The sequence below is a fragment of the Chryseobacterium sp. S90 genome (genome assembly GCF_047444895.1).
In the GTDB taxonomy this organism is placed as follows: Bacteria; Bacteroidota; Bacteroidia; order Flavobacteriales; family Weeksellaceae; genus Chryseobacterium.
Map to the genome: position 1 here is coordinate 1 of NZ_JBLGCX010000002.1, position 26,718 is coordinate 26,718.

The 26,718-nt window shown below is 34.9% G+C and carries 23 protein-coding genes and 1 pseudogene; 16 read left to right on the top strand and 8 right to left on the bottom strand.

From position 1 onward, the window contains the following. Positions 1-289: 289 nt before the first annotated feature. The gene (locus tag ACLMCG_RS07760) at positions 290-766 is read right to left on the bottom strand and encodes a DUF1573 domain-containing protein (protein WP_047386795.1); all 477 of its coding nucleotides are present in this window, start codon (positions 764-766) and stop codon (positions 290-292) included. 128 nt (positions 767-894) lie between these two features. On the opposite strand from ACLMCG_RS07760, the gene ACLMCG_RS07765 reads away from it, so the two are divergent. The 5 genes from ACLMCG_RS07765 to ACLMCG_RS07785 all read left to right on the top strand — a co-directional run bounded on the left by ACLMCG_RS07765 (position 895) and on the right by ACLMCG_RS07785 (position 6,768). Beyond that, entirely contained in the window at positions 895-3,510 is a 2,616-nt protein-coding gene (locus tag ACLMCG_RS07765) for a valine--tRNA ligase (protein ID WP_413961123.1), read from the top strand. An 86-nt stretch (positions 3,511-3,596) separates the two neighbouring features. After that, positions 3,597-4,232, top strand: coding sequence for a DUF4241 domain-containing protein (locus ACLMCG_RS07770; protein WP_413961122.1), 636 nt, complete (start codon positions 3,597-3,599; stop codon positions 4,230-4,232). 67 nt (positions 4,233-4,299) lie between these two features. Then, on the top strand, positions 4,300-5,190 hold the full coding sequence (locus ACLMCG_RS07775; protein ID WP_223600032.1) for a ribokinase: 891 nt from the start codon (positions 4,300-4,302) through the stop codon (positions 5,188-5,190). 91 nt (positions 5,191-5,281) lie between these two features. Continuing rightward, on the top strand, positions 5,282-6,127 hold the full coding sequence (locus tag ACLMCG_RS07780) for a serine aminopeptidase domain-containing protein (protein WP_413961121.1): 846 nt from the start codon (positions 5,282-5,284) through the stop codon (positions 6,125-6,127). Then, positions 6,124-6,768 (top strand): HD domain-containing protein, encoded by a 645-nt coding sequence (locus tag ACLMCG_RS07785; protein WP_413961120.1) that lies wholly within the window; start codon positions 6,124-6,126, stop codon positions 6,766-6,768. The genes ACLMCG_RS07780 and ACLMCG_RS07785 overlap by 4 nt, the downstream gene beginning before the upstream one ends. On the opposite strand, the gene ACLMCG_RS07790 is transcribed toward ACLMCG_RS07785, so the two are convergent. Further along, the gene (locus tag ACLMCG_RS07790) at positions 6,765-8,006 is read right to left on the bottom strand and encodes an outer membrane beta-barrel protein (RefSeq protein ID WP_413961119.1); all 1,242 of its coding nucleotides are present in this window, start codon (positions 8,004-8,006) and stop codon (positions 6,765-6,767) included. The two genes, ACLMCG_RS07785 and ACLMCG_RS07790, sit on opposite strands and share 4 nt — an antisense overlap. Positions 8,007-8,074: 68 nt before the next feature. On the opposite strand from ACLMCG_RS07790, the gene ACLMCG_RS07795 reads away from it, so the two are divergent. Continuing rightward, entirely contained in the window at positions 8,075-8,668 is a 594-nt protein-coding gene (locus ACLMCG_RS07795) for a hypothetical protein (protein ID WP_413961118.1), read from the top strand. A gap of 59 nt (positions 8,669-8,727) precedes the next feature. Here ACLMCG_RS07795 and ACLMCG_RS07800 read toward each other — a convergent pair whose 3' ends face one another. The 6 genes from ACLMCG_RS07800 to ACLMCG_RS07825 form a co-directional block, all read right to left on the bottom strand. Further along, entirely contained in the window at positions 8,728-8,958 is a 231-nt protein-coding gene (locus ACLMCG_RS07800; RefSeq protein ID WP_223600037.1) for a hypothetical protein, read from the bottom strand. 117 nt (positions 8,959-9,075) lie between these two features. Then, on the bottom strand, positions 9,076-9,966 hold the full coding sequence (locus ACLMCG_RS07805) for a DUF72 domain-containing protein (protein ID WP_184556840.1): 891 nt from the start codon (positions 9,964-9,966) through the stop codon (positions 9,076-9,078). 98 nt (positions 9,967-10,064) lie between these two features. Next, positions 10,065-12,203: a T9SS type A sorting domain-containing protein gene (locus ACLMCG_RS07810; RefSeq protein ID WP_413961117.1), complete on the bottom strand. Its 2,139-nt coding sequence runs from the start codon at positions 12,201-12,203 to the stop codon at positions 10,065-10,067. Positions 12,204-12,522: 319 nt separating this feature from the next. Continuing rightward, the gene (locus ACLMCG_RS07815) at positions 12,523-14,181 is read right to left on the bottom strand and encodes a ribonucleoside-diphosphate reductase subunit alpha (protein WP_047386822.1); all 1,659 of its coding nucleotides are present in this window, start codon (positions 14,179-14,181) and stop codon (positions 12,523-12,525) included. 54 nt (positions 14,182-14,235) lie between these two features. Continuing rightward, positions 14,236-14,526 (bottom strand): hypothetical protein, encoded by a 291-nt coding sequence (locus ACLMCG_RS07820; protein ID WP_413961116.1) that lies wholly within the window; start codon positions 14,524-14,526, stop codon positions 14,236-14,238. A 108-nt stretch (positions 14,527-14,634) separates the two neighbouring features. Continuing rightward, positions 14,635-15,609, bottom strand: a complete 975-nt coding sequence (locus ACLMCG_RS07825) for a ribonucleotide-diphosphate reductase subunit beta (protein WP_047378790.1) — start codon at positions 15,607-15,609, stop codon at positions 14,635-14,637. A gap of 424 nt (positions 15,610-16,033) precedes the next feature. Here ACLMCG_RS07825 and ACLMCG_RS07830 point away from each other — a divergent pair, with 424 nt between their 5' ends. From ACLMCG_RS07830 to ACLMCG_RS07875, 10 genes and pseudogenes are all read left to right on the top strand, one after another. Further along, positions 16,034-16,723 carry an ABC transporter ATP-binding protein gene (locus ACLMCG_RS07830; protein WP_047420805.1) on the top strand — a complete coding sequence of 230 codons (690 nt, stop codon included), beginning with the start codon at positions 16,034-16,036 and terminating at the stop codon, positions 16,721-16,723. Between the two features lie 98 nt (positions 16,724-16,821). Then, positions 16,822-17,129 (top strand): annotated as a pseudogene (locus tag ACLMCG_RS07835) (four helix bundle protein). Between the two features lie 176 nt (positions 17,130-17,305). Continuing rightward, positions 17,306-18,535 (top strand): ABC transporter permease, encoded by a 1,230-nt coding sequence (locus ACLMCG_RS07840; RefSeq protein ID WP_223600042.1) that lies wholly within the window; start codon positions 17,306-17,308, stop codon positions 18,533-18,535. Positions 18,536-18,603: 68 nt separating this feature from the next. Further along, a complete protein-coding gene (locus ACLMCG_RS07845; RefSeq protein ID WP_309436242.1) occupies positions 18,604-19,875 on the top strand; it encodes an ABC transporter permease in 1,272 nt (423 codons plus the stop codon). Positions 19,876-19,985: 110 nt separating this feature from the next. Continuing rightward, on the top strand, positions 19,986-21,197 hold the full coding sequence (locus tag ACLMCG_RS07850) for an efflux RND transporter periplasmic adaptor subunit (protein ID WP_413961115.1): 1,212 nt from the start codon (positions 19,986-19,988) through the stop codon (positions 21,195-21,197). Positions 21,198-21,318: 121 nt separating this feature from the next. Further along, positions 21,319-21,885, top strand: a complete 567-nt coding sequence (locus tag ACLMCG_RS07855; protein WP_413961114.1) for a hypothetical protein — start codon at positions 21,319-21,321, stop codon at positions 21,883-21,885. Positions 21,886-21,934: 49 nt separating this feature from the next. Then, complete coding sequence (locus ACLMCG_RS07860; protein ID WP_413961113.1) at positions 21,935-23,461, top strand: glycosyltransferase family 39 protein; 1,527 nt, start codon at positions 21,935-21,937, stop codon at positions 23,459-23,461. 155 nt (positions 23,462-23,616) lie between these two features. Then, positions 23,617-24,522 (top strand): NAD(P)/FAD-dependent oxidoreductase, encoded by a 906-nt coding sequence (locus ACLMCG_RS07865; protein ID WP_413961112.1) that lies wholly within the window; start codon positions 23,617-23,619, stop codon positions 24,520-24,522. Positions 24,523-24,671: 149 nt separating this feature from the next. Beyond that, the gene (gene glyA, locus ACLMCG_RS07870; RefSeq protein WP_047378780.1) at positions 24,672-25,937 is read left to right on the top strand and encodes a serine hydroxymethyltransferase; all 1,266 of its coding nucleotides are present in this window, start codon (positions 24,672-24,674) and stop codon (positions 25,935-25,937) included. Between the two features lie 56 nt (positions 25,938-25,993). Then, positions 25,994-26,452 carry a regulatory protein RecX gene (locus tag ACLMCG_RS07875; protein WP_413961111.1) on the top strand — a complete coding sequence of 153 codons (459 nt, stop codon included), beginning with the start codon at positions 25,994-25,996 and terminating at the stop codon, positions 26,450-26,452. Positions 26,453-26,718 lie beyond the last annotated feature (266 nt).

The window sequence follows — 26,718 nt, forward strand, 5'->3', positions numbered from 1 at the left end:
AAGATTAAAAGATTAAAAGATTAAAAGATTAAAAGATTAAAAGATTAAAAGATTAAAAGATTAAAAGATTAAAAGATGTTGTTATTAAAATTCAATAGGGGTGGGCTTTAGCCCACCTTTAAAATATAATAAATCCAAAAGGCTTCAGCCAAAACCTAAATGATATATTAGATAAATATCAACGCCATTCCCTACCACCTGTTATCCGCTATCTGCCACCTAAACAAACATAAATGTAATAAAAAAACCGCCTCTATGGAGACGGTTTCTTTATTTTTTTGAGTAGAGATTACTTCGCAGCAGCCTTTTTAGCTAGTTTAGCAGCTTTTTTCTCAGCTTTAGCAGCTTCTTTCTGCTCTGCAGGAGTCAATACTTTTGCTTCAGCAACAGGAGCAGGAGCATTAGCGTCTACATTACCTTTAATGTAGATTACACTTCTACTGTTTACAGGGTCGTTAGAGAAAACCTCAATCATTTTGTTGAAACCTCCAGGAATAGCAGTGTTGTATCCAACTTTGATCTTAGCGGATTTACCCGGCATGATAGGATCTTGGCTGAACTCAGGAGTTGTACATCCACAAGAAGGCTTTACGTTTGAAAGAATCAAAGGCTTATCACCTGAATTCGTTACAGTAAAGAATCTCGTACCATCAGCGTTAGGCTTAATAGTACCGTAATCGAAAGTTGTTTTATCAAATGTAATCGTTTGTGCAGATGCAATTGCAAATGTCCCGAATAATGCAATTCCTGCAATTAGTTTTTTCATATTCTTGAATGTTAATACGTTTGTTAGATAAATTTTGTGAAACAAAGTTAAAAATTATTTTAATTCATGCTTAAAAATTTTTTTCTTTAGACTATTTTTGCAAATTGCAAGCCAAAGAAATAGAATTTATGCAGATTTCAGAAAAGTACAATCCACAGGAAACAGAACAGAAATGGTACAATTACTGGTTGGAAAATAAATATTTCCACTCAGAACCTAATGACAAACCACCATATACCGTGGTGATTCCTCCGCCAAATGTAACGGGGATATTACACATGGGGCATATGTTGAACAATACCATTCAAGATGTTCTGGTCCGTCGTGCAAGAATGCGCGGATTTAATGCTTGTTGGATTCCGGGAACAGATCACGCTTCAATTGCTACCGAAGCTAAAGTTGTTGCTAAATTGAAGTCTGAAGGAATCAATAAGTCAGATATTACCCGTGAAGAATTTCTAAAACATGCCTGGGACTGGACTCACAAATATGGAGGAACCATCCTTGAGCAGCTGAAAAAACTGGGATGTTCTTGTGATTGGGACAGAACCCGTTTTACCATGGAAGATAATCTTTCAAAGCAGGTTATTATAAGCTTTGTAGATCTGTATAATAAAGGAAAGATCTACAGAGGATACAGAATGGTCAACTGGGATCCTGAAGCAAAGACCAATATTTCTGATGAAGAAGTAATATTCAAAGAACAGAACGGAAAACTTTATTTCCTTAAATATAAAATTGAAGGTTCAGAAGAGTTCCTTTCAGTGGCTACTACACGTCCTGAAACTATTTTTGGGGATACTGCGGTATGTATCAATCCTAATGACGAAAGATACGCCCACTTAAAAGGTAAAAACGTAATTGTACCGATTGTAAACAGAGTAGTTCCTATCATTGAAGACGAATATGTTGATATTGAATTCGGAACCGGAGCTTTGAAAATTACACCGGCACATGATGTGAATGACTACGAAATCGGACAGAAACATCAGCTGAAAATGATTGATGCGCTGGATGATGACGGAAACCTTAATGAGCACGGATTGCATTATGCCGGAAAGAACAGATTTGATGTAAGAAAGCAGATTGCAAAAGAACTTGAAGAAAAAGATCTTTTACTGAAAGCTGAAGACTATGTAAATAAAGTAGGAACTTCAGAAAGAACAGGTGCTGTAATTGAACCGAAAATTTCTGTACAGTGGTTTCTTAAAATGTCTGAACTGGCTAAGCCTGCTTTAGATGTGGTAATGGATGATGACGTAAAATTCTATCCTGAGAAATTTAAAAATACCTACAAACACTGGATGGAAAACATCCGTGACTGGAATATTTCCCGTCAGTTATGGTGGGGACAGCAGATTCCTGCTTTTTACTACGGAACAGGAGATGAAGATTTTGTTGTAGCTGAAACAGCTGAAGAAGCTTTAGAATTAGCAAAACAAAAATCAGGAAATTCAGAACTAACTCTGGAAAGTCTAAGACAGGATCAAGACACATTAGATACATGGTTCTCTGCATGGCTATGGCCAATGTCTGTATTTGAAGGGCTTTTAGATCCTGAAAATAAAGACATCAAGTATTATTATCCTACTTCTGATCTGGTAACTGCCCCTGATATTATTTTCTTCTGGGTGGCAAGAATGATTATGTCCGGATTAGAATACAAAAAAGAGGTTCCATTCAAAAATGTTTACTTTACAGGAATTGTAAGAGATAAGCAAAGAAGAAAAATGTCCAAATCTTTAGGGAACTCTCCAGACCCTATTGAATTAATGGAAAAATATGGTGCTGATGGTGTACGTGTAGGAATTCTATTGAGTTCTGCAGCAGGAAATGACCTTCTTTTTGATGAAGACTTAATGCTTCAAGGAAGAAACTTTATGACAAAAATCTGGAATGCATTCCGTTTGGTCAATATGTGGAATCATGAGGATAAACCGGCAATTGCTACAGATAACCAGGCTATTGAATGGTTTGAAAATAAACTGAACAAAACAATCGTTGAAATTAATGATCAGTTTGAGAAATTCAGAATTTCTGATGCGCTGCATTTGATCTATAAATTAATTTGGGATGATTTTTGTGGTTGGTATCTTGAAGCAATCAAGCCTAACTATGGAGAGGGAATTTCTAAAGAAGTATATAATAAAACAATCTATTTCTTTGAAGAATTGATGAAGTTGCTTCATCCATTCATGCCATTCCAGTCTGAAGAAATCTGGCAGTTGATTTCTGAAAGAAGTATTGATGAAGCGCTTGTTATTGCTCAGCAGAAGGATGCAGATAGCTTTAGTGAAGAAGTTATTAAAAACTTTGAAATCACAGCTGAATTGATTTCAGGAGTTAGAAATTACCGTCAGACAAAAGGAATTTCGCCAAGAGAAGCTGTTGAGGTTTATACCAATGCATCTGAATTTGTCAATGAAGCTGTAGTAAGAAAACTGGCTAATATTTCTGAAATCCATTTTGGACAGAAAACAGATAAGCCTAGCTTTACTTTCCTGATAGGAGCGACTGAGGTTTCTATTCCTTTAAGTGAAAACTTAGATTTAGGAGAAGAAAAAGCAAAAACTGAAGAAGAATTGAAATATTTAAAAGGGTTCTTAATTTCAGTAGAAAAGAAGCTTTCTAATGAGAAATTTGTTGCCAATGCTAAACCTGAAGTTGTAGAGGGTGAGCGTAAGAAGCAAAAAGATGCTCAGGATAAAATTGCAATCCTTGAAGAGAAACTGAAAAGTTTGTAAAATATAGACAATAATTTTTGTCAGAAATCTCAGGCTGGATACAGATGAAAATTGTATCCAGCCTGATGATTTAAAGAATAAATAAAATGACACATATAGAAAACATAAAAAAACTATTCTCGAAGGATTTTGTAGAAAATCCGCTGTTAGAAAGTTTTGAAGCAGGAAAGATTTACCTTTCCAGTGGAAAGTTGGTTGCCTGCGATCCATTGATCACTAATGATATGCTTCCTTTCACTACAGAATTTCCGAAGGGGGATTTTTCTGTGATCGTGCATAAAGAAAGAAACAGTAACTGTGTGGCTTATGCTGAAATCATATTCAATAATTCTGAAATTAAAGAATGGAAACTGGCAACCACAGCAGGACAGAATATAAAAGATCTGGCAAAAGAAGAAATCTTTGGCTATCCTGTAGAAAGCGGGATGGGATGTTTTATGGATGTTGATACCCAAAACAGTCTCAATGAACTTGAACAGAGATTATTCCAGAATAAAGGCGGAGATTTTATGGGAATCTACGAAGAATTTTTCCATGAGTATTTCTTTGATGAAAACGGAGCTATTGACCAATATGCCTTCCTGAAACCTGCAAAAGAACATCCCGGAACTATATTTGCTTTTGAAACCGGATATGGAGAAGGATTTTATGCCAGTTATATAGCCTATGATCAAGATCAACTGCCTGTGAAAATAATTACTGAATTTATAGAAATAAGTTAATTTAAAATTAGTTATTTTTGGAACACGATTTTGTCAGTTATAAATTTTAAAGCTAATACAAAACACAATGAATTTCTCATCAGAACAACCCCGAATTATTGTTGTGGGCAGCTCATCCATAGATTTGGTTCTTGAAACCGAAAAACTTCCTTCACCCAACGAAACGGTTTTGGCCGTTAAGTCAGATAGCTATTTTGGGGGTAAAGGAGCTAATCAGTCGGTAGGTACTGCCAGGCTGGGTGCCAGTGTGTACTTTATAGGATGTGTGGGGATGGATCCCCTTGGACAGCAGATTATGAGAAATCTGGTAAGTGAAAATGTAAATGTAGGTTTTGTACATGAAACAGATAAAGATGCTACAGGAACAGCTTATGTAACTACTTCTCATGGCAATGCAGCTATTGTTGTTGTACCGGCAGCCAATAAATATCTCAGCAAATCACATATAGACGAAGCAGATAAGTATTTTAATACTGCAGACCTTGTATTGGTACAGCTTGAAGTTTCTATGGAGGTGGTAGAGCATACCGTTAAAAAAGCCAAGAAATATGGTAAAAAAGTTGGCCTATATGCTTCTCCTGCAATGAGAGTCAGTGAAGAAATTTTAGAAAAGGTTGATTTTATTGTAGCTAAGAGCAACGAGTTATATACCATTTTCGGAGAAGAAAAAAGGGAAGAGGTCCTTAAGAAATATTTCAATAAAGTTTTTGTAAGAGATGATACCAACTCAACCATTTATTTCGATGGCACAGAAATGAAATATTACAGAAACGATAAAGATGAGAAAGTTTATAAAATGGGAATGGGTGATGCATTTACGTCAGGATTTGCTATTGCGCTTTGCCATGGAAACTCTATTGAAGAATGTGTGAAATTTGGAAATGAAGTTTCCTCAAGAGTTTCCGGAGGTAAAGGTTCTCAGACAGGGCTGCCAAGAATGTCAGATTTCTTTTCTTAAAGCTATTTACGACATATCAAAAGTCTGAAACTTAACATAAAAATATAAGTAAAAATGTCCACTTTTATAGTGGATTTTTTCTTTTTATACTATGGAAAAACTAATATTGACCACAGAAGACCATATTTCTCTGGCTGTCCATCTCTTTAAACCGGAAAAAAGTAATGGGAAACTATTGCTGATTAATTCGGCAACAGGTGTAAAACAGCAGGTGTATTTTTCTTTTGCCAGTTATTTTTCTGAACAGGGATTTACAGTTATTACCTATGATTACAGGGGAATAGGACTTTCCAAGCCGAAAGATATGAGAGGGTTTCATGGTTCTATGAGATTGTGGGGTTCAAAGGATTATAAAGCATTAACCCAATATATCAAAACAGATTTTAAAGACTATAAAAAGTTTTGCTTAGGCCATTCTGTAGGTGCTTTAATTCTGGGAATGAATGAAGACTCTGAAATTTTTGAAGAATTTGTTTTTGTGGGAACACAAAATGCTTTTGTGGGTAATCTGAAATGGAGAACAAAAATTGAGGCATACTTTGGCTTTGGAATCGTTCAGCCATTAACCACTTCATTATTAGGGTATTTTCCGGCACATTGGTTTGGACTGGGAGAAAGTCTTCCAAAAAATTGCGCATATGACTGGAGAACCTTAATTTTAAACAAGAAATCAACTAACCGACTGTTGGAGAAAATTGATGACTTTTCTAAAAATTTGACACAAAAAGTATTTGTAATCCGTGCAGAAGATGATGTCTGGCTGACAAAAAAAGGAGTTTTAAGCTTATTAAATAATACCTATCCTAATCTTAAACCAATTTACAGATTGGTCGCTGTTTCAGAATCTGATAAAAAGAAAATCGGACATGTCAATTTTTTTAGAAGTTACAACAGTAAACTCTGGGATATTATTTTAAATGAACTGATAGATAAATGAAAAGTACGATTGACAATACAATAGCATTTGTAAAAGAAAAATTAGAAGGAGCAGAAGCGGGACATGACTGGTTCCACATCGAAAGAGTCTGGAAACTGGCTGCAAAAATAGCGGAAACAGAAGATTGTGATAAAGAGGTGGTAGAATTATCTGCTCTTCTTCATGATATCGCAGATCCTAAATTTCATAATGGTGATGAGACTATTGCTCCCAAAATATCCAGAGCATTTCTTGAAGAGCAGAATGTTCCCGAAGAAACAATTCTTAAGGTTTTATTTGTGATTGAAAATATTTCATTTAAAAACAGAGATCAGGCACCGACAAATCCACCTATTGAACTTAAAATTGTGCAGGATGCCGACCGTATTGATGCAATTGGAGCTATCGGAATTGCCAGAACATTTAATTTCGGAGGCTTTAAGAATAACCTGATGTACCATCCGGATATGAAGCCTAAATTGGGAATGTCAAAAGAAGAATATAAAAAGTCTGATGGCACAACCATCAATCATTTCTATGAAAAACTATTGCTTCTGAAAGACATGATGAACACCGAAAAAGGAAAAAAAATGGCCGAAGAAAGACATGATTATATGCTGAATTTCCTCGACCAATTTTATAAAGAATGGAATGTAGATTAGAAAATATTATATCCTAAAATTATGGAGACATATTTTAGATTTGCCTCAGGACCTTTTTCTTCAAGTAGATTTATGCCTGTATTATATCTGGCTTCTATAATGTATTTGTTATTATAATTATACCCTATTCCAAATACAGCGCTTTTGAAAGCCTGAGATGAAGATAATTTAAATCTGTCAAATACATATCCATCATAATCTAATGGGAAATCCTTAGCTGAACTTGTTTTCAGAGTTAGAACATTAATACCTGCATTAATAAAGATCTTTGATTTATCATTGATAAACATGTAGTGTCTTACACTTAGAGGAATACTTATAAATGAATAATTATCTACATTTATGTTATACAAATTACCGTTAGTTGTTCTTACAGCCGTTTTGTTATTGTAAAGTGAGAATGTAGGTTCAATTACAACTGACCATTTGTTTTTATTGAATGGTAATACAATTTCTGCTTCAACTCCTATCCTGAATCCAGTTTTTGAAGGAGCCCCTTCATTACTAAAGGTTTTTGTTATTTCCAATGGTGAGTAAAAATTGAGCCCAGGTCTGAGAGCCAAGTTAAACTTAGAATTTCTTTTAGTCTCAGAAGGAGTTTCTTCATTAGTAGTTCCAGAAATTTTGCTGTTATATGTTGAGAAAATTTTCTTTAGATCATTACTCGTATATTTTGTTTTTGGAGCAATTGTCTGAGCTGTATTATCATCTGAAAATATAGTTTTCAATTGATCAATATATTCTTCATTTGTTGCAACCTGCAGATTGTTTCCATTGAAAAAGTATTTTTTATAAATCAATGGCTGAATAGAAAAATTTGAATCAGAATCAGAATAAAAATATCTTATCACATTTTGCCCCTGATAAGAGTAAAGTTTTTTATTACCTGTAACAATTTCCTTAAGGAATACGGAAACTTTTTTAAACTCAGGTTCTTTGTTGGAAGAAAGATCTCCGGTATTATCAGACGAATAATCAATATCACCATTATAGGCAACATATTTTACATCGTTATAAATCCCGAATTCTTTGACTGTAGAGAAGGTGCCTGTACTTTCTTCAGATTTTTCATCTGCCTTGTAGATGAAGCTGTTAGGATTGTTCGCCCATCCCTGATTTTTGATAAGTACTTCTTTCTTTACATTATTAGTGTTAACGATATAACCTTTTTCAAATTTTATCTGAGCGAAGATTAATGTAATACAGAAGGAAAAGAGTACAGAGAATGTTTTTTTCATGGTTAGTTAAAATTAAAATATGGGCGCAAATATAAATAAAATAGAGAGAAAAAGTATCTTTGTAGAATATGACACTCATTATTTTTATAATATTTCTGGCATCTGTTCTTTCTCTGGTTTTATTTAAGGTGAAATCGGGTAGTATGGCCAAGTGGGCGAAGCTGTTTCGTATTGTAACAGTAGTTTTTTCAATTTCTGTTTTTACGTACTGGTTTATTAAGAAAAGTGCTGTGGCATTTGTGGATAATTCTGTAGGACTACAGGTTGTCAATAAGCTTCCTCAGGCATTGGATTTTTATCTGATTAATGTAAATAAAGCAGACCAAAATACAACTCTTGAGCCCAAACATATCGGGAAAATACGTCCGGAATACTACAGAATAGAATACCTGAAAATGGATAAGTCTGATGAATACTGGATTGTAGGCTATCTTGGGAAGAAAAATCTGGTGTACTTTTCCCAACATTCCGTACCGAATAAAAATATAGATCAGATTGTAGAGGTACAGAATTACATCAATCAAAGTATGAAACTTTCTGAATCGGCAAAAAAGCAGGTAGATGCTTACAATTATGAAAACACAAAACTGGGAATCTGGATTACACTGGATTTTCTTCTTTTGTTTCTCAATCTGGTGTTGCTTCTGAAGAAAAATAAATAGGAATAGAATAAATGGGAAATAAGTACTATAAATAGACTCATTTCCCATTGTTATTTTTGCTAAGGATAATCCAGGATCTGCATAATTTGTTCCTTAAATTCCTCCGGACAGGATCTGACAAGTTTGTCTTTGCTTTGTTTACTGATTTCTTTTTGGGTAACCCATTCCGTTTTATTGGAATTCAAACTGTGATGATCATATACTCTTTTTATGGTGTTGTTTTCATAAAAAATATATTCATCACCAAGCCAGTTATTGGCAATACTGATTTTGCAAATTTCTTTTTCCATGATTTATGTTTTTAAAGTATAATGCACCGTGAAATACATTACACCCTAATTTACGAATTTATTCGTTATGAAAAAGAAGTTTGTATCTATCTTTATCCCGTACTCGATTTATATTATCTAAAATAATGTACCTGTACTTTCCGTGGCCATTTGTGGAATATGAATATCAGTTTTCCATTCTTCATTCAGCTTCTTGATAAAATATGCAGATAATAGAGGAGAAGCCTTTTCAATATTCTGATGTACGAAAAAGTAGAGATTCTGAAGACCTTCTTTCTTCCATTTAGTAAGATGTTTCAACCAGTCATCCAATCTTTCATAATCACTTTCTGCATTGGCTCCTACGTAACGGATAAAGGCATTAGGCGTAGTAAGGCGCATATGAAGCATATCTCTTCTTCCGGCAGTATCTACGATGATATTGGTGATGTTATGAGCTTCAAAGAGCTCACAGGTTGTATTAAGGATTTCCTCATCAGTAAACCATTCTGTATTTCTGAGTTCTATGGCTAAAGGAACTTCTTTTGGCCATTCTTTTACAAATTTTTCCAGTCTGTCATAATCTTTAGGTTTAAAATTATCATGAAGCTGAAGAAAAGCCATTCCCAGTTTTTCATCAAAATTGATCACTGCCGAAGCAAAATGAGTCACCGGATCAGTCACATCAATCAGTCTTCTGAAATGAGAAACTGTATTGGTGATCTTAGGGAAGAATTTAAAATTCTCAGGAGTTTTTTCTTTCCATGTTTTTACCTGATCAGGAGTTGGCATTCCGTAGAAAGTAGCATTCAGTTCAATAGAATTAAACTGAGTCGCATAATAGGTCAGTTCATCTTTAGTTCCTTTAGGATAAAATCCCTTAAGATCCGTTTTATTCCATTTTGCACATCCGATAGAAATATTTTCCAGTCCTTTTTTATTAAGAGCCAGCATTTCCTTAGTTTTAGGATGATCTTTTGGTAATGTGAAATCTATTTTTGATGGGTCTTCTACTTGTCCGAATTTCATATCTGTAGTTTTGGTATTAAACAATAAACACAAATATAAACCAAAAAAATCATAGAATTTTCTATGATTTTTAATGGAAATAATTGTATTGAAGATACTTATTTTTTAATGATTTTTTTTGTAACCTGAGTTTTATCAGTAGTAATTTTTATTACATAAACAGCAGTAGGATAGCTGGAAAGATCAATGTTTACAATAGTCTGATTAAAGTTTCTGTCAAAAATAATTCTCTCCTGAGAATCAATAAGTTTTATATTTTTTATAGGAGTATCTGAGCTGACCTGCAGGATATCTTTTACCGGATTAGGGAAGACTTTGATCTGTTTTGTTTTGAAGTTTGAGTTGTCACTCTTTAAGAAAGAATTGCTGCAGTTTGTGGTAAATGTAATATCAGGGTATATGGTCTGGAGTTCATTCAGTTGAGAATCATCCACACAAACGGATAAATTAGAGTTGTTATTGGTGAGATCAATCAAATCTTCTGTAGAACCGTTTCTCAGATTAGCAGAAGTAAGATTAGACATATTCCATAAAGTAGCGGATTCCAGATGTGATGATGTGGAAAGATTAAGCTGGGTAATCTGAGGACAGGTATTAAAATGTACATTCTTCAGATTAATATTAGCAGCAGTATTGATTGGGGTAAGCAAAGGTAGATTTGCTAATGTTAATGATTCTAAATTTGTATTATTTGAAGTATTCACTGAAGTAAGAAGATCATTATAGGAAAGGCTCAAAGATTGCAGAGAAGCGCAGTCCTGGGTATTCAGAGTGGATATTTTTGTGTTGCTTACCGCAATATCTTTAAACCCGGTACATTGGCTGAGGTTGATGTCTTCTAAATTAGAGAACATATACCCGATTGACAGATTCTGCAGTCCCGGACAGTTTTCTAAATCAAGTTTTCTTAAATCGTTATTATTGTCGAATGAGAAATTCGTGAGTGCAATACAGTTGTTGGTGAAAATGTTCTGAAGATTGTTTTCGCCTTGTGTACCGTTGCTTATAAAACGATCCGTTTTTAGGGTATGCAGATAAGAAAGGTTACTTGTGTTTACCGTATTCATATATCCGCAAGAGTTAGTGAGATCAATGCTTTCCAGTTTTTGAGCGATGCTGAAGTTTATAGTATTGGTGATCTTTTGATTAAAAGCCTTCAGGATTTTCAGTTTTGGAAGTCCTGCAAGGTTTAAGGTATTAACATCCCCGAAATAAACTCCGGAAGTGGTAGAGTATATGTATCTGTTATAGAAAGAGCAATCTAATTCTTCAAGGTTAATCAGTCCTGCTGTACTAAAATCAATTGAGGGTGCATTCAGTCCCATTATTTTCTTTAAAGAAGAGCAGCCATTAAGGTTTACATTGGAGAAATAGGATCCTGTTGATTCATAATGATCTGTATCTGCAATGATCTCCTGCAGGTTTGTGCAATTATTAGCGATCAGTTCAATATTCTGTTCTGGATTACCCGAAGAACTGAAACCTCCTGTTACTGAAATTTTGGTTAGAGTATTCAGATTAGGAACGGCAATTTTTTCCAGAAATTTACAGGAATCAAATGTAAGAGTCTGAATGTTGGAATTCTCAATGTATAGTTCCTTGAGCTCGGCAGAACTAATCACTGCATTACTGTTGATTTGTTGACAGTTTTTTATTCTTAAGCTGTTTTCATCAGGGGTCCATTGATTACCAGAGATTTGATAGGCGATGATATCGGCGATATTCTGAATTCCTGAACAGTTGTCAAAAGAAAGATTAATAGGAGATGCCATATATTGACCTCCCTGTGATAAGTCATAATAAAAAGGTCTTCCCTGAACTTTTTTGATTTTAGTATTATTTGTAAAGCTGATGTTGGCAGTCTTGGTATTCCAAAAATAAAGTTCCTCGAGATTGGAGAACAGTAACGCATCTGAAATCCCATCTGGCAGATGGCTGTTGTAGTATGTACTGTTGATGTTATTCGGGTCAAATGTATCACCATTAGGATCAATAAACATTTGGCCGGAATCTAACCTGATCGTCAGAACTTTAACCTGTTGCGCTTCTGAAGGCTGAATCTCTCCATCTCCGTTATTGTCTATGGCAATAGAATTTCCGTTAAAGTCTTGTGCAATCTGGTTTGTTGTGTTTGAGCTTAGAAGTAAAGCTTTAAATTTTGCATCAGAAAAATTCAGATTCTGGGAGTAAGCGATAGAAAATCCGCTTACCCATAAGGTAAATAAAAGTTTTTTCATATTTGAGTTTTAGTTATCAGATAATGTTACAAATCCCTTTGTGTACAATCGGATACCGTAAATATAATATCTTTTTTTAAAAAAGATTCCTTTTAGTTGCTTATGTGCTGATTTCTTGATTTTAAATAAAAATGAATAATAAAAATTTATTATGATTTAAATTTATTTTAAATATTTGGGGTTTTGGTGTCAATTTTTAGTTGTGAAGAAAGGAATATCTCTTAATTTTTTTGCATAAATGATCTGCAAAAGCTCTGATAAATAAAAAAGCACACTAAAAAGTGTGCTTTTTTATTTATAGTGTGTTTATTACTTGATTCTATGCCTCACAGCTTGAACATGACACGAAGTTAACCATCATTTCTTTTGAAACAGATGAACTTCTTTGGTAGTAAAGTGTTTTCACTCCTTTTTTCCAAGCTTCAATATAAAGATAGTTAACATCTTTTACAGGCATTGTAGAAGGAATCTGAAGATTCAGTGACTGTGCCTGGTCAATGTATTGCTGTCTCTGTGCCGCCTGAGAGATGATCTCCATCGGAGAGATTTCTTTGAATGTTTTGAATACTGCCTTTTCTTCAGGAGTAAGCTCATTCAAATGCTGTACAGATCCATGGTTAAGCATGATTGTTCTCCATGTTTCCTCGTTATCCAATCCTTTTTCTTTCAATAGTTTTGCAAGGTATTTGTTCTTACGCATAAAGTTTCCTTTCGCAAGACCTGCTTTATAATAGTTAGAAGAGAAAGGCTCAATTCCCGGGGAAGTCTGCCCTAAGATTGCAGAACTTGAAGTGGTAGGAGCAATAGCCATTGTGGTGGTATTTCTTAATCCGTATCCTTTCAATACTTCAGGCTCTCCATAGATGTTGGCAAGCTCTCTTGACGCCTGCTCGGCCTGATCTTTGATATGTCTGAATGCTCTTGCGTTGAACTGAGTCGCCTCAAAGCTTTCAAACGGAATCATATTTTTCTGTAAATAAGAATGGTATCCTAAAACTCCTAATCCAAGAGCTCTGTGACGCATCGCAAAGTTTCTTGCACCCTGTAAGTAATAGTTACCTTCAGTTTTATCAATAAATTCAGATAGAACTGCATCCAGGAAGTATACTGCTAATTTTACAGCATCTGTATCTTTCCACTCATCGTACAGTTCAAGGTTCATGGAAGACAGACAGCAGATGAAAGACTCTTCCATAGTAGATGGAAGCATGATTTCAGAACAAAGGTTACTTGCGTTCACCGTCATTCCCAAATCTTTATAAACCTGAGGTTTATTTCTGTTTACGTTGTCTGTGAAGAAAATATACGGAAGACCTTTTTGCTGACGGCTTTCCAATACTCTTGCCCAAACTTTACGTTTCTCCATATCACCGTCTATCATATCCTGCATCCAGTAATCTGGTACACATACTCCGGTAAACAGGTTCTGAATCGGGCTACCGATATCTTTAATGGATAAAAATTCTTCAATATCTCCGTGGTCAATATCTAAGTAAGCAGCAAAAGCACCTCTTCTTACCCCTCCTTGAGAAACCACATCCATAGCCGTATCAAAAAGTTTCATGAATGAAACTGCTCCTGAAGACTTTCCGTTGTCAGTTACAGCTGTTCCTCTGTTTCTTAATTCTCCAAAATATCCTGAAGTACCTCCTCCGATTTTAGTCTGCATGATTACTTCACCCATTTTGTGAGTAATCCCTTCAATGCTGTCCGGAATGTGAGCGTTGAAACATGAGATAGGAAGACCTCTTTCTGTTCCCATATTTGCCCATACAGGAGAAGAGAAACTGATCCATCCTTTCGTGATCATTTCTTTAAATGCCGGTTGAAGTTCAGGTTTGTATAACCTTTTTGCAGCGGCAGTGGTAATTCTGTCGATAGCTCCGTCTACCGTTTCACCTTTCAACAGATATCCTCTGTTCAGCATCTGCTCAGACTCTTCATTGAGCCACCATATATTTGAATTTTGCTCTTCCATAGATGTTATATTTTCGAATTCCGGAATGAGAGAATCACTCCGGAATTTTGTTTTTTATAGTATTGATTGTAAAATTTCTACTTTGTGGGAACCGTTCAGCCCGCTTTCGTCTCTTAATCTTTGAAATTCTTTAAAAGACAGAACATTCAAAACTTCATGCTGAACTTCTTCATTAATGTAGTTTGAATAATGTACAAAAGTAACACCATCTTCCTTTACAAAAACTTTGTATTCAAATGTGGAAGAATCTAAATTCTTGAAATCTTCCAGAAACTTTTGGATATTAGTTTTGTTGTTTGGAACAAATTCCGGGTTTACCGTATAGCTTACTATTACATTGATCATCTCTTCTGTATTTGTGCTTTATTAATGAACTGATTTCCGTTAACTGATCAGAAAGGAATAAATCCTGATACTGACTGCTTTGACGCTCGCTTCGCTCGCGCCTCAATATTAAAACAAATCGTTTGCAGTAATACTCTTATCGTGTTTTGTATAGTCCACAGGTCTTTTTGCAAAGAAATCATCTAATGAATTGGCAAAAACTTCCTCTTCGAACCATACCATTGGTTTGTACTGTTCCGGAGTGATGTTGTATCTTGTTTTCATATTGATTTTCTTCAAGCTGTCATCCACACGGTATTTCATGAAGTTTAAAAGATCTTCTTTAGAAACATTGTCTATTTCTCCCAATTCAAAAATCCAGCTAAGGATATCACCTTCTCTTGCAATAGACTCGTCTACTAAAGTGTAGATGTCTTCGATATCGCTGTCTGTTAATAAATCAGGTTGCTCCTCACGGATTTTATTGATCAGGTAGATTCCTGCATTAGCGTGAATTTGCTCATCTACTGAAGTCCATGCGATGATATTGGAAACATTTTTCATGAATCCTTTGAATCTTGTGAAAGAAAGGATAATAGCAAACTGTGAGAAAAGAGAAACGTTTTCCACTAAAATACTGAATAATAGTAAAGCGGAAACATATTCTTTCGGAGTCGCAGAATTAGCGTGCTTTAAAGCATTTCCTAAAAACTCGATTCTTCCTTTTACGGCAGGAATTTCAATAACGTTAAGGAATTCATCATTATATCCTAATACCTCTAATAAACGGGAATATGCTTCAGAATGACGAAACTCGCATTCTGCAAAAGTAGATCCTAATCCATTGAATTCCGGCTTTGGAAGGTGGTTGTATAAATTTCCCCAGAATGTCTTTACAGACACCTCGATCTGTGCAATGGCTAACAGCGCATTTTTCACAGCGTGCTTTTCATGTGGTTCCAACTGCGAATGAAAATCCTGAACATCTGCAGTAAAGTCCACTTCCGAATGCACCCAGAACGATTTGTTGATTGCCTCTACAAATTGAAGAACCTCCGGGTATTCAAATGGCTTATAGCTTACTCTTTTATCAAAAATTCCCATATTAAATATCTTTATAATTAAATAATTTAGATCCTTGTGGATAACGTTCCGGAAATACTTAACTTTTTGTTTGTCTGCGTGTTGTGAAATAAAGTTATTCACTTTCGCAAAATCATATTTCTTGTAAAGAACTAATAGCAAAGTTCGAAAAAAAGAACTGATTTTGAAAGGGGTAAATACTAATCGGCTGACTTTTAGCCGGAAAAGTTTTCCACATTTACATGAAACTGGCTAGAATAATAGGCTAGACCACTATATTGAGGATAAATACATGGAAATCCAGAGTTACAGTTAAACAAAAATATGCAAAGTATTACTAATAAAGGTTTAAGGCGTTAAACAAAAAAATATTTGAATAAATTTTTATTCTTGTAACAATTTGAAAATATCATCTACTTATTGGGTATAAAACATACATCACTTAATGTTAGTAATTCAGGATTTAAATAAGTCATACGATACAGGGAAAAGCAAACTTCATGTTCTCAAAGGAATTAATCTGAATATTTCTGAGGGCGAGTTTGTTTCTATTATGGGAAGTTCCGGTTCCGGAAAATCTACACTTCTTAATATTATTGGGATTCTGGATGAAAAAGATTCAGGAACCTATGAATTGGATGGAGTTCCTATTGAGCATTTATCAGAAGTAAAAGCTGCAGAATACAGAAGTAAATTTTTGGGATTTATTTTTCAGTCTTTTAATCTTATCAATTATAAAACAGCTTTGGAAAACGTAGCACTTCCTCTGTACTATCAGAATGTACCGAGAAGAGAGCGTAACCAGAAAGCTATGGAATATCTTGAAAAAGTAGGATTAGCACAATGGGCAAACCACCTTCCGAGTGAACTTTCCGGAGGACAGAAACAGAGAGTGGCTATTGCAAGAGCATTGATAACAAATCCAAAAGTGGTATTGGCAGATGAGCCTACCGGAGCATTGGACTCTAAAACTACTCATGATATTATGAAACTTCTTCAGGATATCAATAATGAAGGAAAAACAATCATCGTTGTAACCCACGAACCGGACGTAGCCGCACAAACCAAAAGAAACGTAGTACTGAAGGATGGGGTTATTGAAAGTGATGAATTTATTAAGCAGATTGTACTATAAGTGAATAGTGAATGGTCAATTTTGCTTCGCAAGTGAATTTTATAATGAGGAAGATAAATAATTTATAACACACACAAATGAATATGAAAAAAATAAAAATGTTTTTAAATCTGAACCATTATAAACTTGACGTCTATCAGTCAGCCAGAGAATTAAGAATAGAATGTTATAAAGTTTTATCTAAAATTCCTGATTATGAAAAATTTAATATAATTGACCAGATACGAAGAGCTTCTACTTCAGTGGTATTAAATATTACCGAAGGGTGTTCAAGAAAATCTGAACTGGAAAGGAAAGATATTTTGAAATTGCCAGAGGCTCAGTTATTGAGTTGGATTCTTGTTTTGATATCGTTATGGAATGTAATTATATTGAAATAGAAGAATTAACAAAAATTGGAAATTAATAAAAACAGCATTTATCTTATTAAGTAAAATGTTGAAAAAAGATTAGAAATGTGAAAAGTAATTAGGTCGTAATTAAAGTCTGGTGAAGAATAAATTGGCAACAAAGTTAATTGACTTCGAAGAAAATTGATTGCGCAGCTAATTGACTTTTTTACAAAGTAAAAAAATAAAAACTATGTTTGACCTAGATCGTTGGCAGGAAATATTCAGTTCTATCCGTAGTAATGTACTTCGGACGGTGCTTTCAGGGTTTACTGTAGCTTTGGGACTGTTTATTTTCATTGTGCTTTTTGGAATTGGAAAAGGACTTCAGAATGCATTTTCTGAAGGGTTTTCGGGAGATGCCAAAAATCTTATTATTTTTTCTACAGGAAAAGCCTCTTTAGCTTATAAAGGACTTCAGTCTGATCGGAATATAACAATGAATAACTCAGACTATGACTTTTTAATTAATACAGATAAGGAAAAAGCGGGCCCTTCCAGTCCCAGATATACTGCCAATTTAATGGTGAAATATGGAAAAGAAAGTGGTCTTTATCAGATTAATGGGGCTCAGCCAGGGGAGCAAGTCATTGAAAACAGAAAAATTATTGATGGCAGGTATGTGACAGCGATGGATTTGGAAAGGAAATTAAATGTTGCTGTTATTGGGAGAATGGTTCAGCGGGATTTGATCAAAAATGGGAGTCCGATAGGAAAAGAGCTCGATATTAATGGAACAATGTATAAGGTTATTGGAGTTTTTTCAGATGATGGAGGAGATAGAGATGAAAGACATATTACCGTTCCGATTACTACTTTACAGCAGATGAAGAAAGGATCTGATACTGTAAATATAGCCTATATAACATACAATGATAAACTGACTCCTGATCAGGCCATTAAGTATGGTGATGAGCTTAAAGATAAATTAAAAGCGAGAAAAAGTGTTTCTCCTGATGATGAAAATGGGGTGCGTGTCTGGAATAATGCGAAAAACATGAATGATACATTTGCATTTATGGCAGTTCTTACAGCCATTGTCGGGTTTATTGGGATGGGTACATTGCTTGCGGGAATCATTGGGATCAGTAACATTATGGTGTATATCGTAAAAGAAAGAACCAAGGAAATCGGAGTACGAAAAGCCATTGGTGCAAAACCAAGCGGAATTGTAGGACTGATCGTTCAGGAAAGTGTTGTGATTACAGTGGTTTCCGGACTTGTTGGAGTAGGAATAGGCGTTTTGACTTTAAGTCTTATCGGAAACAGCCTTGAAGAGTTCTTTATTAAAAGCCCGAGTGTAGGATGGGGAGCCATCATCATGGCATTTATCGCTTTGATTTTTTCAGGATTGATCGCAGGATTTGTGCCAGCGTACAGAGCTTCAAGAATTAAACCGATCGAAGCTTTGAGAACAGAGTAATTTGCGGAAAAAGATAAACGGATTAATGAAATTCATAACTCATAATTTATAACTTATAATTCAACAAGGTGAATATCATATTTAAAAAAGATACTTGGCAGGAGATTTATTACTCATTGAGGAATAATAAACTCCGAACATTTCTTACCATGATCGGCGTAGGGTGGGGGATGTTTTTGTATGTGAGCCTTCTTGGAGCAGCAAAAGGAATGGAGAATGGTTTTGATAAATTATTTTCCGGTTTTGCCACCAATTCAATCTTCCTGTGGGCACAGAAAACCTCTATTCCCTATGAAGGATTTCCCAAAGGAAGAGAAGTTCATCTGAACTTAAATGATATGGAAATGCTTAAAAGAAAAGTAACTGCTATTGATTATATCTCGCCGCAAAATGCAAGAGGAAGCTTTACCGGAACGCCTGGGGAAGCCATGTCAAGAAACGGGAAAAACGGAACCTATTCGCTTACGGGAGATTACTCTGTAGGAAATAAAATTTCAGAAAAGAAGCTGATCTTCGGACGTTACATCAATGATGCCGATGTTTCAGGGAACAAAAATGTAGTGGTCATTGGAGAAGAAATTTATAAAAACTTCTTTGATGCCAAGAAAAAAGAAAATCCAATAGGAAAATCGATCAATATTAAAGGATTGTTCTTTAATGTAATCGGTGTTTTCCGGGTAAAAAAAGGAGGAGGATTTGAAAACGACCAAACAGCTTTCATCCCGCTTTCTACCTATACAAAAATGTATAATGCAGGAGACCAGATTGATATGTTTGCCATTGTAAGTAAACCTAATGCCAATGTGAATTCTGTAGAAGAAGATGTAAAGCAGGTTTTAAAAACAAAAAATAAAGTTTCACCCGAAGATACCAATGCTTTCGGAAGTTTCAACCTTGGAAAAGAGTTTAAAAAACTGACAGGCTTTCTTACGGGAATGCAGCTGCTAACAATCATTGTAGGTACACTTACAATCCTTGCCGGAGTTATTGCAATTTCAAATATCCTTTTGATTACAGTAAAAGAGAGAACCAAAGAAATCGGGATCAGAAGAGCATTGGGTGCAAAACCGGCAGAAGTAAGAAATCAGATTTTGCTGGAAAGTGTGGTGATTACACTCTCCTCGGGATTATTAGGTTTTATGTTTGGAATTTTTGTATTGATGATTCTGAATGCTGTTACCCAGGGTCAGGATTCATTTCCTTTCTATAATCCAACGGTCAACTACGGAAACGTATTTGCTGCTATGGCTGTCATGGTTATTTTAGGATTAATAATCGGAATGATTCCGGCGCAAAGAGCGGTTAAGATCAGACCTATTGAAGCCTTAAGAACAGAGTAATTAATTTGAAAATGAAACCATTTTAAGATTTAAAAGCAAAAATTAATATAGAGAATCAATCTTTGAATTTTAAATCTTTCAATCTATTTAATAAAAAATAAACTATACATATGAAAAAGAAATTCACCTGGAAAAAAGCCATTTATATTGTGTTGGGGCTTTTATTTGCAGTGGCATTGTTCTCAGGGCTTGGCTATCTTATCAAATCTAATTCTCAAGAAGGAGAAGCTTTCCTTACCCGTAAGCCTACAATCCAGAATATGGATGATAAGGTAATGGCTACAGGAAAAATTGTTCCCAAAGAAGAAATTGAAATTAAACCCAATATTGCGGGGATCATAGATAAAATCTTAGTAAAAGAAGGAGATAAGGTAGAAGTAGGACAGCTGATTGCTACCGTGAAGATTGTTCCCAGTATCTCTGAAGTAAACGCTGCTCAGCAGGAAGTTCAGAATGCACAAATTCAGATTAGCAATGCTCAGATGAATGTAGGAAATATGCAGAAGCAATTTGAAATGCAGGATAAACTGTACAAGCAGGGAGTAGCTTCTAAACAGGAGTATTTGAATTCTCAGCAGCAATTGTATTCTCAGCAGCAGACGTTGAAAAATGCTCAACAACAATTAAATACCGCTCAAAAAAGATTACAGATTGCTAAGACAGGAGCAACTCCTGAATTGAAAGGACAAGGTTTAGCTACTACAGAAATCCGTTCAAAAGCTTCAGGAACCGTACTTGAGGTGCCTGTAAAAGCAGGAAGTCAGGTGATTGAAGCCAATAACTTTAACGCTGGAACCACAATCTGTTCAGTGGCAGATTTGAATGTCCTGATCTTTAAAGGTGAAATTGATGAAGCTCAGGCTGGAAAACTAAGCGAGGGTATGGATATGAACATCGTAATCGGTGCACTACAAAACAAAACTTTCCCTGGAAAACTAACGATGATCGCACCTAAAGGAAAAGATAATGCAGGAACCATTAAATTTCCGGTAGAAGGTAATGTAAGTAATCCTAATAATGAGTATATTAGAGCAGGTTTTTCTGCAAACGGTGAAATTGTTTTAAGTTCTCAGAAAAATGCATTATTATTGGATGAGTCTCTAGTTCAGTATGAAAAGAAACAAGGAAAAGATGTTCCTTTCGTAGAAGTGAAACAAAAAGACGGGAAATTCAAAAAAGTATATTTGAAACTGGGAGCTAGTGACGGTATCAACGTTCAGGTTCTTCCGGGATCAGATATTACAAAAGATACTGAGATTAAAGTTTGGAATCCGTCTGATAAAGACAAAGAAGAACTGAAGGAAAAGTCTAAGAAGAAATAATAAACTACACTATACACTTTTAAACTGTAATCCTGGAGGAAATTTTTTTCTCCGGGATTTTTTATATCAAAATCTTTACAAGAGTAAATTCCTATATTTGAGTCAGATAAATCCATGAAAAATGTGTCGATACGCCAGGAAAACTTATAAATCACATTATGTCTGTTTTAAATGCCGGAAATCATTTAAACAGCCGGATGCTTATGACATTATAAAAAGAATCGAAAAAGAAAAGGTATACCACGAACCTGGTGGGAGAACAATTCGTAAAGTAGGATATGTTTTCACGAAAGCAGAAACAAAGGAATTGGAAAAAATTGTTTCAGACCTTGAAAACAGAATTATAAAATGCCCGGAATGCAGCAGTGTGATGGCTGATCTGGGGAAAGACTTCAAAGCTCCTAAAAAAACAGCAGTCAAAGAATGGAAGATTGTAGAAAGCCTTTTTAAAACAGGAAAATGTTTTCATTCCTGCGGCTGTGATGGAATAGGATATATTCCCAAAAATCCTAAAGACTATGAAGTATACCTGAATAATATACTGAAAACGTATCAGGAATATTTGGCCGCCTGTCAGAATACTCCCATAGAAGAATGTCCTGAGAAGATTGAAGAAATTAAATATTGGTCCGGCAATATTCAGAAGATAAAAACTGAAATCATAGATAATAAATTTGAAATTATGTAACAATAGAAAGAGTTGTACTGTCTTACCTTTAAATTCCAAACTATATCCCATGAAAAAAGACTATTGGATTCTGTTTCTTTTTGTCATTACAAAGTTTGCCCTTCAATACTCGCTGATAAGTCCTGAGTATGAACTCCACCGGGATGAATATCTGCATCTCGATCAGGCGAATCATTTGGCGTGGGGATATCTTTCAGTTCCTCCCGTCAACTCATGGATTGCCTGGGTAATTAAAATGTTAGGAAATTCTATATTTTGGGTTAAATTTTTCCCGGCTTTGTTTGGAGCACTAACGATAGTACTGGTATGGAAAATTGTTGAAGAACTTAATGGGAGTCTCTTTGCTAAAATACTGGCTTCTTTAGGCATTCTGCTCTCAGTACTTCTCCGGGTAAATATGCTGTTTCAGCCTACCTCTTTAGAAATTTTTCTGTGGCTGTTCCTTTATTATGCTTTGATTAAATATTTTAATTCAGAAAAAGTAAAATGGATTTACATTGGAGCTGTCATTTTTGGAATAGGAATATTAAATAAATACAATATTGCTTTTTCATTATTGGGGCTTATTCCTGCATTATTGTTAACAGAGCAAAGAAGGATTTTTATGCAGTCTCATGTGTATTGGGCCGCTCTTTTAGCCTTAATTATTGTTTTTCCCAATCTTCTCTGGCAGTATCAGAATCATTTTCCGGTGATCCATCATATGAAAGAACTTTCTGAAAAACAGCTTGTGCATGTGGATAGAATGGGTTTTATGAAATCTCAGATTCTCTTTTTCATAGGAGTTGTTTTTGTTATTATAGCAGGCTGGGGAGCATTACTGTTGTATAAACCTTTTGAGAAATTCAGATTTTTCTTTTGGAGTTATATCATTACAATCACTCTGTTTTTATTTTTTAAAGCAAAAGATTACTATGCAGTAGGGCTTTATCCTGTGTATATTGCCTTTGGTTCTGTTTTTCTGGGCCATTTATTTGAAAAAGGATGGATGAGGTTTTTGAAACCTGTCAGCATACTTATCCCTATACTTTTATTTCTTCCCTTATATAATGTAGCCTTCCCCAATAAGAGTCCTGAATATATTGAGTCCCATCAGGATCAGTACAAAAAAATAGGGCTGCTTCGTTGGGAAGATGGGAAAGATCATCCGTTGCCACAGGATTTTGCCGATATGCAGGGCTGGAAAGAATTGGCTCAAAAAGTAGATAAAGAATATTCCCGACTGTCAAAATCCGGAAATACCATGGTACTATGTGATAATTACGGACAGACGGGTGCTATTAATTATTATTCAAAGGCGGGTGTTGTGGCAATGTCTTTTCATGCGGATTATATCAACTGGATAGATTTAAGCAAAAAATATAGAAATGTGATCAGGGTTAAAGATGCCCCTGAAGCAGGAAAGGAACTTAAAGAATCTGGTTCTTTTTTTGAAGTGGCAAAATTATATGATTCTATTGCCAATCCTTATGCAAGAGAAAGAGGAACGGCAATCTTCAGTTTACAGGGTGCAAAAATTGATATCAATAAAAGAATTCAGGACGAGATTGATGAAACTAAAAATGAATGGAAATGATAGAATAGAAGAAGGATAATTAGTTTAAGATATAAACATAATAGATAAAAAACATTATCGCAACAATATTGCATTAGTGGGATTTGTTTTACCTTTGTACTATCAACTATCAACTATCAACTATCAACTATCAACTATCAACTATCAACTGAACTATGGAAAACAAAAACTTTGATGTCATAATAATAGGGGGAAGCTATTCAGGATTATCTGCAGGTATGTCATTAGGAAGATCTTTAAGAAATGTCCTGATTATTGACAATGAAAAACCTTGCAACAGACAAACACCACATTCCCATAATTTTGTTACTCATGATGGAAAAACACCGTCAGAAATTACTCAACTTGCCAAAAAGGATGTCGAAAAATACAACACCGTTCATTTTTATAATGGAACGGTTGTAAAAACGGTAAAAACAACTGAAGTTTTCGGGATTGAAACTTCATCCGGCGAAAAATTCCAGGCTAAAAAACTCATTTTAGCTTCCGGAGTGAAGGATAAGATGCCGGATATTCCAGGATTTGCAGAATGCTGGGGGATTTCTGTTATCCATTGCCCATACTGTCATGGCTATGAAGTGAAAAATGAAGTTACCGGGATTCTTTCCAATGGAGATATGGCTTATGAATTTTCAAAACTGATTTTTAATCTGACTAAAAATCTTACCCTCTTTACCAATGGGAAAGCTGTTCTTACTAATGAGCAGCTCGAAAAACTGAAACAGAATAAAATCCTCCTTAACGAAGATGAAATTGAAAGTATAGAGCATACAAAAGGTTCCATTCAAAAAATTGTTTTCAAAAACGGAAAAGAAGTTGCTTTACAGGCTTTATACGCTAAAATTCCTTTTGAACAAAACCTAAATGTGTCCGATGATCTGGGATGTGAACTGACAGAACAGGGATTTATTAAAGTAGATATGATGCAGAAAACAAATATTCCCGGAGTTTTTGCCTGTGGAGACAATGTGACTATGATGCGTTCCGTGGCTAATGCTGTTGCACAGGGAAATTTTGCAGGTGCAGTGGTCAATAAAGAACTTGTAGACGAAGAATTTTAAAGGGTTTTTGATCAAATTAAAACAGCTATAATATTTGATTTATTGATGAGGTTTTTCAATTTTTAGTGTTTAAAATCATTTTTTCAATAGAGAAATCTCAATGAAAAATCCGTACATTTGGGGTGGAAATTTCAAAAACTAAAAGTAAAATGGATATTATTTTCGACCTGATTGAAAAGGAAAGACAAAGACAAACTCACGGATTAGAGCTTATCGCATCAGAAAACTTTGTTTCTGAAAACGTGATGAAAGCAATGGGAAGTGTACTGACAAATAAATATGCTGAAGGATATCCCGGAAAAAGATATTACGGAGGATGTGAAGTTGTAGATGAGGTTGAAACATTGGCTATCAACAGAGCAAAAGAACTTTTCGGAGTAGACTATGTGAATGTTCAGCCACATTCCGGTTCTCAGGCGAATGCAGCCATTTATCTTGCAGTTTTGAAACCTGGTGATAAAATCATGGGGATGGATCTTTCAATGGGAGGACACCTTACTCACGGTTCTGCAGTGAACTTTTCGGGTATTCAATATAATGTAGTTTCTTACGGAGTACAGCAGGAAACAGGTCTTATTGATTATGACCAAATGAGAGAAGTTGCTCTAAGAGAAAAACCAAAAATGCTTATTGCCGGTTTCTCAGCATATTCAAGAGATTTAGATTATGCTAAATTCAGAGAAGTAGCAGACGAAGTGGGAGCAACGCTTTGGGCAGACATCGCTCACCCGGCTGGTTTAGTAGCAAAAGGATTATTAAACTCACCGTTCGAACACTGTCACGTAGTAACTACCACTACTCACAAAACCCTTAGAGGCCCAAGAGGAGGGATGATCATGATGGGGAAAGATTTTGAAAATACCTATGGACACAAAACTCCAAAAGGAGAAATCAAAATGATGAGCCAGGTATTGGACGGAGCTGTATTCCCAGGTATTCAGGGAGGACCGCTAGAGCATGTAATCGCTGGTAAAGCAGTAGCTTTTGGTGAAGCTTTGGACGGACAGTTCGAAACCTATGCAAAACAAGTTAAATCCAATGCTCAGGCGTTATCAAAAGCGATGATCGACAGAGGATTTGATATCGTAAGCGGAGGTACAGATAATCACTTGATGCTGGTAGACCTTAGAAATAAAGGAGTAAACGGTAAAGAAACAGAAAAAGCATTAGTACTTGCTGATATTACCTGCAACAAAAACATGGTTCCTTTTGATGATAAATCTCCATTCACAACATCTGGTATCAGATTAGGAACGGCAGCAATTACAACAAGAGGGCTGAAAGAAAATGATATGGATACGATTGCAGGATTAATTTCTGAAGTGGTAGACAACATCAAAAATGAAGAAGTTCTTACATCCGTAAGAAAAAAAGTTAACGAATTAATGGAAGGAAAAGCTCTGTTCAATTACTAACAGACATTCCGATATCATATAAAGAATGGGCAGACTGCTCATTCTTTTTTTATTCAATGGAAAAGAAATCTTATACTTTCGAGGAAATCAAGCAGAAGCTGGTTAACTACTGTGTTTACCAGGACCGCTGCCATGCAGAAGTGGAACAGAAGATGAGAGAATTTCTGCTTATTGATGAAGCTAAAGAAGAAATCATTTTATTTCTCCTGAAAGAAAACTACCTGAATGAAGAAAGATTTACACGAAGTTATATCAGAGGCAAATTTTACATCAAACACTGGGGGAAGACCAAAATTAAAATGAATCTGAAACAAAAACAGATTTCAGAAAGGTTGATTAGTTCATGTTTTGATGAGATAGATGATTCTGATTATGAGAAGACTATCAGGAAAATTTTTGAAGGGTATTATTCTAAACAGAATGGTTTGAAAGAATATCAAAAAAAAACCAAAACTATAAAATATTTGATGGGTAAAGGTTTTGAATATGAGAAAATAATTGATATTTTTGGATAATATATTAATAAATTACAAAAAACTTGACATATGACTTTTAACAAAAAAACAATCAGTTCAGTGAAAGAGATTGATACATAAATATTTAATAATTATTTTAAAGATAAAACAGCTGAAATAAAGAATTATTATAGATAAATATCGCCTTTATAAGAATTTATATGGTATGATTTTTGTCTGTGAGTTTTAGCTATATCGTAATGAAATTGCGAGATTTCATAAATATAACATCAAATTTATTTTTGATTTCAACATATTGAAATAAA

What these genes read in the sequence shown, in the direction of transcription:
- ACLMCG_RS07760 (WP_047386795.1), bottom strand. Translation starts at nt 766, where the DNA reads ATGAAAAAACTAATTGCAGGAATTGCATTATTCGGGACATTTGCAATT.
- ACLMCG_RS07765 (WP_413961123.1), top strand. Translation starts at nt 895, where the DNA reads ATGCAGATTTCAGAAAAGTACAATCCACAGGAAACAGAACAGAAATGG.
- ACLMCG_RS07770 (WP_413961122.1), top strand. Translation starts at nt 3,597, where the DNA reads ATGACACATATAGAAAACATAAAAAAACTATTCTCGAAGGATTTTGTA.
- ACLMCG_RS07775 (WP_223600032.1), top strand. Translation starts at nt 4,300, where the DNA reads ATGAATTTCTCATCAGAACAACCCCGAATTATTGTTGTGGGCAGCTCA.
- ACLMCG_RS07780 (WP_413961121.1), top strand. Translation starts at nt 5,282, where the DNA reads ATGGAAAAACTAATATTGACCACAGAAGACCATATTTCTCTGGCTGTC.
- ACLMCG_RS07785 (WP_413961120.1), top strand. Translation starts at nt 6,124, where the DNA reads ATGAAAAGTACGATTGACAATACAATAGCATTTGTAAAAGAAAAATTA.
- ACLMCG_RS07790 (WP_413961119.1), bottom strand. Translation starts at nt 8,006, where the DNA reads ATGAAAAAAACATTCTCTGTACTCTTTTCCTTCTGTATTACATTAATC.
- ACLMCG_RS07795 (WP_413961118.1), top strand. Translation starts at nt 8,075, where the DNA reads ATGACACTCATTATTTTTATAATATTTCTGGCATCTGTTCTTTCTCTG.
- ACLMCG_RS07800 (WP_223600037.1), bottom strand. Translation starts at nt 8,958, where the DNA reads ATGGAAAAAGAAATTTGCAAAATCAGTATTGCCAATAACTGGCTTGGT.
- ACLMCG_RS07805 (WP_184556840.1), bottom strand. Translation starts at nt 9,966, where the DNA reads ATGAAATTCGGACAAGTAGAAGACCCATCAAAAATAGATTTCACATTA.
- ACLMCG_RS07810 (WP_413961117.1), bottom strand. Translation starts at nt 12,203, where the DNA reads ATGAAAAAACTTTTATTTACCTTATGGGTAAGCGGATTTTCTATCGCT.
- ACLMCG_RS07815 (WP_047386822.1), bottom strand. Translation starts at nt 14,181, where the DNA reads ATGGAAGAGCAAAATTCAAATATATGGTGGCTCAATGAAGAGTCTGAG.
- ACLMCG_RS07820 (WP_413961116.1), bottom strand. Translation starts at nt 14,526, where the DNA reads ATGATCAATGTAATAGTAAGCTATACGGTAAACCCGGAATTTGTTCCA.
- ACLMCG_RS07825 (WP_047378790.1), bottom strand. Translation starts at nt 15,609, where the DNA reads ATGGGAATTTTTGATAAAAGAGTAAGCTATAAGCCATTTGAATACCCG.
- ACLMCG_RS07830 (WP_047420805.1), top strand. Translation starts at nt 16,034, where the DNA reads ATGTTAGTAATTCAGGATTTAAATAAGTCATACGATACAGGGAAAAGC.
- ACLMCG_RS07840 (WP_223600042.1), top strand. Translation starts at nt 17,306, where the DNA reads ATGTTTGACCTAGATCGTTGGCAGGAAATATTCAGTTCTATCCGTAGT.
- ACLMCG_RS07850 (WP_413961115.1), top strand. Translation starts at nt 19,986, where the DNA reads ATGAAAAAGAAATTCACCTGGAAAAAAGCCATTTATATTGTGTTGGGG.
- ACLMCG_RS07855 (WP_413961114.1), top strand. Translation starts at nt 21,319, where the DNA reads ATGTGTCGATACGCCAGGAAAACTTATAAATCACATTATGTCTGTTTT.
- ACLMCG_RS07860 (WP_413961113.1), top strand. Translation starts at nt 21,935, where the DNA reads ATGAAAAAAGACTATTGGATTCTGTTTCTTTTTGTCATTACAAAGTTT.
- ACLMCG_RS07865 (WP_413961112.1), top strand. Translation starts at nt 23,617, where the DNA reads ATGGAAAACAAAAACTTTGATGTCATAATAATAGGGGGAAGCTATTCA.
- glyA (WP_047378780.1), top strand. Translation starts at nt 24,672, where the DNA reads ATGGATATTATTTTCGACCTGATTGAAAAGGAAAGACAAAGACAAACT.
- ACLMCG_RS07875 (WP_413961111.1), top strand. Translation starts at nt 25,994, where the DNA reads ATGGAAAAGAAATCTTATACTTTCGAGGAAATCAAGCAGAAGCTGGTT.